This is a genomic window from Streptomyces sp. NPDC056600 (genome assembly GCF_042792855.1).
Taxonomy (GTDB): Bacteria; Actinomycetota; Actinomycetes; order Streptomycetales; family Streptomycetaceae; genus Streptomyces.
In genome coordinates this window covers 1-8616 of record NZ_JBHTVQ010000117.1, presented here as the reverse complement: position 1 = coordinate 8616, position 8616 = coordinate 1, and the positions used below count along the sequence as shown (strand labels likewise).

Below are 8616 nucleotides of genomic sequence, written 5' to 3'. Positions count from 1 at the left end.
CCCGTCAGGGGAGCGCCGCCCTCGGTGCCGAGCCGGGGTGACCGGCTCAGTTGAACGAGTCGCCGCAGGCGCAGGAGCCCGTGGCGTTCGGGTTGTCGATCGTGAAGCCCTGCTTCTCGATGGTGTCGACGAAGTCGATGGACGCGCCGCCCAGGTACGGGGCGCTCATGCGGTCGGTGACGACCTTCACGCCGTCGAAGTCCTTGACCACGTCGCCGTCGAGCGAGCGCTCGTCGAAGAACAGCTGGTACCGCAGACCCGAGCAGCCACCGGGCTGGACGGCGACGCGCAGCGCGAGGTCGTCGCGGCCTTCCTGGTCGAGCAGGGCCTTGACCTTGGCCGCGGCGGCGTCGCTCAGGACGATGCCGTCGGTGACGGTGGTCTTCTCGTCCGATACGGACATCTATCTCTCCCGGGTTGTACGGAGACTGCTTGCCGACGATTCAACCCGCCCGGCCGCGGATTCATTCCGCGCGGCCCGGACGGACAGGCAATGCTCTCGTCCTTCCCTCATGCTCGCACACGCCCGGGGCGCATCACAGCGTCCACCGGGCCGCCGGGCCCGACCGGGATTCACGTCACATCGACGCAATCGGCCTGCCGGAATGCGGGCGGCAGCGGTTATGATAGATAGCGTCATTTAGACGAAAAGGCGTGACCAGCCTCCCCGTCCGGGGAAACCCGCAGAACAGAAAGGGTGCGTGTAGTGACCACCGCCCAGCCCCAGGAGCTCGACGTCCAGCCGACTCCGCTCGCGCTGCTCCTCCTCGGCCGCGAGGCCGACCCGCGGAGCGAGCGGGGCGTCGAGTGCCCCGGCGACCTGCCGTCGCCGTCCGACCCGGACCTGGTGGAGCGCGCCCGCGCGGCCAAGGAGAAGCTCGGGGACAAGGTCTTCGTCCTCGGCCACCACTACCAGCGTGACGAGGTCATCCAGTTCGCCGACGTCACCGGCGACTCCTTCAAGCTCGCCCGCGACGCCGCGGCGCGCCCGGAGGCGGAGTACATCGTCTTCTGCGGCGTGCACTTCATGGCCGAGTCGGCCGACATCCTCACCAACGACGACCAGAAGGTCGTGCTGCCGGACCTCGCCGCGGGCTGCTCGATGGCCGACATGGCGACGGCCGAGCAGGTCGCCGAGTGCTGGGACGTGCTGACCGAGGCGGGCGTGGCCGAGCAGGTCGTCCCCGTCTCGTACATGAACTCCTCCGCCGACATCAAGGCCTTCACCGGGCGGCACGGCGGGCTGATCTGCACCTCCTCCAACGCGAAGCGGGCGCTGGAGTGGGCCTTCGGCCAAGGCGAGAAGGTGCTGTTCCTCCCCGACCAGCACCTGGGGCGCAACACCGCGGTGCGGGACATGGGGATGTCGCCGGAGGACTGCGTCGTCTACAACCCGCACAAGCCGAACGGCGGGCTCACCGCCGAGGAGCTGCGCGCGGCGAAGATGATCCTGTGGCGCGGGCACTGCTCGGTGCACGGGCGGTTCAGCCTGGACTCGGTCAACGACGTGCGGGAGCGGATCCCGGGCGTCAACGTGCTGGTGCACCCCGAGTGCCGGCACGAGGTCGTCGCGGCGGCGGACCAGGTGGGGTCGACGGAGTACATCATCAAGGCGCTGGAGGCGGCGCCTGCCGGGTCCAAGTGGGCCATCGGCACGGAGCTGAACCTGGTGCGGCGGCTGGCGAACCGATTCGCCCCCGAGGGCAAGGAAGTCGTCTTCCTCGACCGCACGGTGTGCTTCTGCTCGACGATGAACCGGATCGACTTGCCGCACCTGGTGTGGGCGCTGGAGTCCCTCGCGGAGGGGAAGCTGGTCAACCGCATCCAGGTCGACCGGGAGACCGAGACCTACGCGAAGCTGGCCCTCGAGCGCATGCTGGCCCTTCCTTAACGGTTCGCTCCCCGGGGCGGTGCGGGTGTGCGGGACTGGTGCCGTCGCGTGCGGCGCGGGTGCTTGCGCGGCGTGGACGTGAGGCCCGGTTGCGTACGCGCCGGCCTGCGCCCACCCTCCCCCAAGCTCTCGGCTTCGCTCGAGCAGGGGGGACCCCCATCGCCCCAGCGGCACGATTGCCCGCAGGAGAACGGACCTGCCTGCCGCCCCTGCGCCGGGGGCCCGGCCGAACCAACCTGACTGCCCTGCGGGCGGCTGGGCCGCCCAGGGGGCGGCACGGGCGGGCGCGGGCGGCGCGATCGCACGCGACCTCACGTCAACGTTGCGCAAGCACCTGCACCCGCCCGCCAGTACCGTCGCGGGGACCTCGCGCCCGGGTGACGGCGGCCCCCGCCGTCACTGTTCGCGGCGGACCAGGTAGGCCGTGCCGCCCCCCGGCCAGGGGGACTCGCCCAGGTACGTCTGCCCCCGCATCTCGCACCACGCCGGGACGTCCAGCCGCGCCGCCTCGTCGTCGGAGAGCACCCGCACCAGGCCCCCCACCGGCACGTCGCCGATCACCTTGGCCAGCTCGATCACCGGGATCGGGCACCGCCGCCCCAGCGTGTCGACGATCAGTTCCGCGTCCTCGTCCGAGGCCGCGGAACCCGCCCCGTCGGCGGAGGCGTCGACCGTCCCGCCTCCCGCCGGCGCCCCCAGTTGCGCCCGGACCCGCGACACCGCCCCGGGCAGCACGTCGAGGAAGTCCTCCACGTCCGCCCCCGCCGCCCCCGGCGGCAAGGACACCCGCACGTTCCCCTCGCTCAGCACCCCCATCGCCTTCAGCACATGACTGGGCACCAGCGTGCTGCTCGTGCAGGAGGAGCCGGAGGAGACGGAGAAGCCCGCCCGGTCCAGCTCGTGCAGCAGCGCCTCCCCGTCGACGTAGAGACAGGAGAAGGTCACGATCCCCGGCAGCCGCCGCACCGGGTCGCCCACGACCTCCACGTCCGGCACCAACTCCGGGACGCGCGCCCGGATCCGCTCCGTGAGCTCCCGCAGCCGCGCCGCCTCCGCGGCGGCCTCGGCCCGCACCGCCCGCAGCGAGGCCGCCGCGGCGACCACCGCCGGGATGTCCTCGAACCCCGGGGACCGCCCCGACTCCCGCTCGTCCGACGGCCCCGGAACCGAGAACCGCACCCCCTTGCGCACCGCCAGCAGCCCGACCCCGGCCGGCCCGCCCCACTTGTGCGCGCTCGCCGCCAGCAGCGACCAGGCCCCCTCCACCGGCCCCCAGCCCAGCGACTGCGCGGCGTCCACCAGGAGCGGAACGCCGGCCTCCTGGCAGGCCTCGGCCGTCTCGGCCACCGGCTGGAGGGTGCCCACCTCGTGGTTGGCGGACTGCAGACACGCCAGCGCGGTGTCCTTCCGCAGCGCCGCCGCGAACGCGGCCGCGTCGACGCGGCCGCCCCGGTCCACCCCCACTCGGGTCACCTCGCCGCCGCCCGCCTCGTGCGACTCGGCGGCGTGCAGCACGCAGGAGTGCTCGACCGCTGACACGATCAGGTGATGTCCGGTCCGCCGCCGCCCGGCCAGCGCGCCCGCCACGCCGGTGTGCACGGCGCGGGTCCCGGAGGTGGTGAAGGTCAGCTCGTCCGGGCGGCAGCCCACCGCGTCCGCGGCGGCCTCGCGCGCGGCGTCCAGCAGCATCCGGGCCCGGCGGCCCTCCCGGTGGAGGCGCGCCGGATCGGCCCACCCCTCGTCGAGCGATGCGAGAAGCGCCTGGCGGGCGACGGGATGGAGGGGGACCGCGGAGGCGGCGTCGAAGTACGGCACGCCCGAACGCTACCGGGCCGTTCGGCCCTGATTCGCGAGGCCGGACGGTCCCGCCGGACGGCCGCGGAGCCGACCGCCGGCCCGCGCCGCACCCGGGCGAGAGACCGTCAAACGGGTGAAAACGACGCGCCGTCACGGGCGCGGTGACACGACATCCGTCCACGTCGCCACCCCTTCGGGGTGTCGGGCGGCGCGTTGGGGGACCCTCCTCGCGCGACCCCAAAAAGCGTCCAGTAGGGTTTGGTCCGCATAAACATCCAAACCCCTGCCCGACGCAGGACGGCGACCGACCAGCGTTAAGGCCGCAGCCAACCAGCGCGGGCGAGACTCTCGGGAAGGCGCTACGTGAGTCCCAACGGCTCCGACCGCTCGCCGCGGCGCCCGATGCGGCGGAAGCTGCTGCAGGCACTGACTGCGGGCCTGGTCCTGGCGACCGCGACTGGTTGCACAACTTGGAGGGACTTCCCTCGCCTGGGCATGCCCACCCCGACCACCGAAGAGGCCGAGCGGACCCTCTTCCTGTGGCAGGGCACGTGGGCCTCGGCGCTCGCCGTCGGCGTGCTCGTGTGGGGACTGATCCTGTGGAGCGCGTTCTACCACCGGCGCAGCCGCACCAAGGTGGAAGTACCTCCGCAGACCCGGTACAACATGCCTCTCGAGGCGCTGTACACGGTCGTCCCGCTCATCATCGTCTCGGTGTTCTTCTACTTCACCGCCCGCGACGAGGCCAAGCTCCTCGAGACCGCGGACAAGCCCGACGTGACGGTCAACGTCGTCGGCTACCAGTGGAGCTGGGGCTTCAACTACATCGAGGACGTCCCGGGTGTCACCGGTGACGCCAAGACCGACAAGGCCCTGGACGCCATTCCGGAGAAGTTCCGGGAGGCGTTCCCGGACAACGCCGGCGGCGTCAACGACTTCGGCATCCCGGCCACCCGGAACGAGCAGACCGGCAACCCCGGTCCGACGCTCTGGCTCCCCAAGGGCCAGAAGGTCCGCTTCGTTCTCACCTCGCGTGACGTCATCCACTCGTTCTGGACCCTCCCGTTCCTGATGAAGCAGGACGTGATCCCGGGACACACCAACGTCTTCGAGGTGACTCCGAACGAGGAGGGCACCTTCCGGGGCAAGTGCGCCGAGCTCTGCGGCGTCGACCACTCCCGCATGCTGTTCAACGTGAAGGTCGTCTCCCCCGAGCGCTACGAGCAGCACCTCAAGGACCTCGCTGAGAAGGGGCAGACCGGTTACGTTCCCGCTGGCATCGCTCAGACGAGCCACGAGAAGAACCGGGAGACGAACGTACTGTGAGCATCCTCAACCAACCCCAGGGTGCCGCGCCGGGCTCGCACTACGAGGACGAGCTGCCGGTCCGGACCAAGAAGCCGGGCAATGTCGTGGTCAAGTGGCTCACCACCACCGACCACAAGACCATCGGCACGATGTACCTGGTCACCTCGTTCGTGTTCTTCCTGATCGGCGGCCTGATGGCGCTGCTCATGCGCGCCGAGCTGGCGCGCCCGGGCACGCAGCTGATCTCGAACGAGCAGTTTAACCAGGCGTTCACGATGCACGGCACGATCATGCTGCTGATGTTCGCGACGCCGCTGTTCGCCGGTTTCGCGAACTGGATCATGCCGCTGCAGATCGGCGCGCCCGACGTGGCGTTCCCGCGGCTGAACATGTTCGCCTACTGGCTCTACCTGTTCGGCTCGTCGATCGCGGTCGGCGGCTTCCTCACGCCGCAGGGCGCGGCGGACTTCGGCTGGTTCGCCTACAGCCCGCTGTCCGACGCCATCCACTCGCCGGGTCTCGGCGGTGACCTGTGGATCATGGGTCTGGCCTTCTCCGGCTTCGGCACCATCCTCGGCTCGGTCAACTTCATCACCACGATCATCTGCATGCGTGCGCCGGGCATGACCATGTTCCGCATGCCGATCTTCACGTGGAACGTGCTGCTGACCGGTGTCCTGGTCCTGCTCGCCTTCCCGGTCCTCGCCGCCGCGCTCTTCGCGCTGGAGGCCGACCGGAAGTTCGGCACCCACATCTTCGACGCCGCGAACGGCGGCGCCCTGTTGTGGCAGCACCTCTTCTGGTTCTTCGGCCATCCCGAGGTGTACATCATCGCGCTGCCGTTCTTCGGCATCGTCTCCGAGATCATCCCGGTCTTCTCCCGCAAGCCGATCTTCGGCTACATGGGTCTGGTCGGCGCGACCATCGCGATCGCGGGTCTCTCCGTGACGGTGTGGGCGCACCACATGTATGTGACCGGCGGCGTGTTGCTGCCGTTCTTCTCCTTCATGACCTTCCTGATCGCGGTCCCGACCGGTGTGAAGTTCTTCAACTGGGTCGGCACCATGTGGAAGGGCTCGCTGTCCTTCGAGACGCCGATGCTCTGGTCGGTGGGCTTCCTGGTCACCTTCCTCTTCGGTGGTCTCACCGGCGTGATCCTGGCCTCGCCGCCGCTTGACTTCCACATCTCCGACTCCTACTTCGTGGTGGCTCACTTCCACTACGTGGTGTTCGGCACCGTGGTGTTCGCGATGTTCGCCGGCTTCCACTTCTGGTGGCCGAAGTTCACCGGCAAGATGCTCGACGAGCGTCTGGGCAAGATCACCTTCTGGACGCTGTTCGTGGGCTTCCACGGCACCTTCCTGGTGCAGCACTGGCTGGGCGCCGAGGGCATGCCGCGCCGTTACGCGGACTACCTGGCCGCCGACGGCTTCACCGCCCTCAACACGGTGTCCACCATCGGCTCGTTCGTCCTCGGCCTCTCCTTCCTGCCGTTCATCTACAACGTCTGGAAGACCGCCAAGTACGGCAAGCCGGTCGGCGTGGACGACCCGTGGGGCTACGGCCGTTCGCTGGAGTGGGCGACCTCCTGCCCGCCGCCGCGGCACAACTTCCTCACCCTGCCGCGGATCCGCAGTGAATCCCCGGCGTTCGACCTGCACCACCCCGACCTCGCGGCCTACGACGAACTCGAGAACCGCGATGTCGAGTCCGCCTCTCTCGCTGGTGGAAAGGAGGCCGGCAAGTGAAGATCCAGGGCAAGATGTTCATCTGGCTGAGCGTCTTCATCCTGGCCGTGGCTGTCGTCTACGGTCTGTGGTCGATGGAGCCCGCGGGCACCACGGCGCTCTTCCTGGCCTTCGGCCTGTGCCTCATGGTCGGTTACTACCTGGCCTTCACGGCCCGGCGGATCGACACCCTGGCGCAGGACAACAAGGAGGCCGACGTCGCGGACGAGGCCGGCGAGCTCGGCTTCTTCTCCCCGCACAGCTGGCAGCCGCTGCTGCTGGGCCTGGGCGGCGCGTTCGCCTTCCTGTCGATCGCGGTCGGCTGGTGGCTGATCTTCTTCTCCGCCCCGTTCATCCTGGTCGGCCTCTTCGGCTGGGTGTTCGAGTACTACCGCGGTGAGAACCGCACCCAGTGAGCCCCGCCTCCCCGGAGGCGCACCTCGCTGAACACCCCGGCGCCCCTGGTCTCCGCACGGAGACCCGGGGCGCCGTCGTGCCGCGCCACGCCCGGCCGCCGGCCGTCACCCGGACGGCGCATCACGCGCTGCCCGTGACCGCGCCGCTCCCTAGCGTGGTGGCATGAACCACACGACCGCGCGCACCCGCCCCCGCACCGCAGCCGGCGCCCTGCTGGCCACCGCCCTCTCGGTCACCAGCGCAGCTTGCGGTTCCTCCGAACAGCCCCTCGCCGCCCCGGAGGCCTACCAGGCGGCCAACGGCATCGTGCTCAAGGGACCCATAGGCAGCGGCCGGAAGGCGGACCCCGACAAACCCGTCGAGCTGACCGCCGACTCCTTCGAGGGCCGCATCACCGACGTCACCGCCGTCGACGCGACCGGCCGGTACCTGGCCGGCGAACTCTCCGCGGACGGCCGCCGCTGGCACAGCACCACGCCGCTGGCCGGCAACGCCCGCTACACGGTGCGGGTGAGCACCGTGGACGAGGACGGCGCGCCCGGACGCAAGGTGCTGAACTTCGCCACCGGCAAGCCGACCGCCAAGCACCTGCTGAACGTGAAGTTCGGGCCCAAGACCGGCACCTACGGCGTCGGGCAGCCCGTCACGGCCGAGCTGAACACCCCGGTGAAGAGCCCCGCCCAGCGGGCCGTGGTGGAGCGCGCCCTGCGGGTGGAGTCCACGCCCGCCGTGGCGGGCTCCTGGCACTGGGTGGACGACAAGGAACTCCACTTCCGCCCCAGGGAGTACTGGCCCGCCCACGCCACCGTCCAGGTGCGCAGCCACCTGGAGGGCGTGAAGGTCGGCGACCGGCTGTGGGGCGGCCGCGGCGAGCCGCTGGAGCTCACCATCGGCGACAAGGTGGTGGCCCTCACCGACGCCGGCTCCCACCGGATGACCGTCTACAAGAACGGCGAGGAGATCAAGAGCCTCCCGGTGACCACCGGCAAGCCCGGGTTCGACACCCGCAACGGCGTCAAGGTGGTGCTCGCCAAGGAGCGCTTCGTACGCATGCGCGGCACCAGCGTCGGCATCGCGGAGGGCAGCGCCGAGTCGTACGACCTGCCGGTGCACTTCGCCACCCGGGTGACCTGGAGCGGCGAGTACGTGCACGCCGCGCCCTGGTCGGTCGGCTCGCAGGGCGTCGCCAACGTCAGCCACGGCTGCACCGGCATGAGCACCGAGAACGCCGAGTGGTTCTTCGACAACGTCAAGGAGGGCGACGTGGTCGAGGTGGTCAACTCCGACGGCGACATGATGGAGACGTTCGGCAACGGCTTCGGCGACTGGAACCTGGACTGGGACAAGTGGAAGTCCGGCTCCGCGGTCGGCGGCTCGGCCGGCGCCCCCACGCCCGCCGACCGGGCGCGGCTGTCCCCGCAGTCGCTCTGACGGGGCGCGCGGGGCCAGGGGGGACCGAGGGACGCCGGAAGGGGC

The 8616-nt window shown here is 70.4% G+C and carries 7 protein-coding genes; 5 read left to right on the top strand and 2 right to left on the bottom strand.

The features are described 5' to 3' along the window. Positions 1-46 precede the first annotated feature (46 nt). On the bottom strand, positions 47-403 hold the full coding sequence (locus ACFRAV_RS30940) for an iron-sulfur cluster assembly accessory protein (protein ID WP_108953788.1): 357 nt from the start codon (positions 401-403) through the stop codon (positions 47-49). Positions 404-706: 303 nt separating this feature from the next. Between ACFRAV_RS30940 and nadA the strand changes: the two genes are divergently transcribed. Beyond that, positions 707-1891 carry a quinolinate synthase NadA gene (gene nadA / locus ACFRAV_RS30935; RefSeq protein ID WP_382560814.1) on the top strand — a complete coding sequence of 395 codons (1185 nt, stop codon included), beginning with the start codon at positions 707-709 and terminating at the stop codon, positions 1889-1891. A 396-nt stretch (positions 1892-2287) separates the two neighbouring features. On the opposite strand, the gene ACFRAV_RS30930 is transcribed toward nadA, so the two are convergent. Continuing rightward, entirely contained in the window at positions 2288-3706 is a 1419-nt protein-coding gene (locus ACFRAV_RS30930; RefSeq protein WP_382560811.1) for a cysteine desulfurase/sulfurtransferase TusA family protein, read from the bottom strand. 345 nt (positions 3707-4051) lie between these two features. On the opposite strand from ACFRAV_RS30930, the gene coxB reads away from it, so the two are divergent. The 4 genes from coxB (at position 4052) to ACFRAV_RS30910 (ending at position 8571) form a co-directional block, all read left to right on the top strand. Further along, positions 4052-5014, top strand: coding sequence for a cytochrome c oxidase subunit II (coxB, locus tag ACFRAV_RS30925; RefSeq protein WP_382560808.1), 963 nt, complete (start codon positions 4052-4054; stop codon positions 5012-5014). After that, positions 5011-6744, top strand: a complete 1734-nt coding sequence (ctaD, locus tag ACFRAV_RS30920) for a cytochrome c oxidase subunit I (protein WP_351114424.1) — start codon at positions 5011-5013, stop codon at positions 6742-6744. Before coxB ends, ctaD begins: the two co-directional genes overlap by 4 nt. Next, the gene (locus ACFRAV_RS30915; protein WP_382560805.1) at positions 6741-7139 is read left to right on the top strand and encodes a cytochrome c oxidase subunit 4; all 399 of its coding nucleotides are present in this window, start codon (positions 6741-6743) and stop codon (positions 7137-7139) included. The genes ctaD and ACFRAV_RS30915 overlap by 4 nt, the downstream gene beginning before the upstream one ends. 163 nt (positions 7140-7302) lie before the next feature. After that, positions 7303-8571 (top strand): Ig-like domain-containing protein, encoded by a 1269-nt coding sequence (locus ACFRAV_RS30910; RefSeq protein ID WP_382560803.1) that lies wholly within the window; start codon positions 7303-7305, stop codon positions 8569-8571. Positions 8572-8616: the final 45 nt, after the last annotated feature.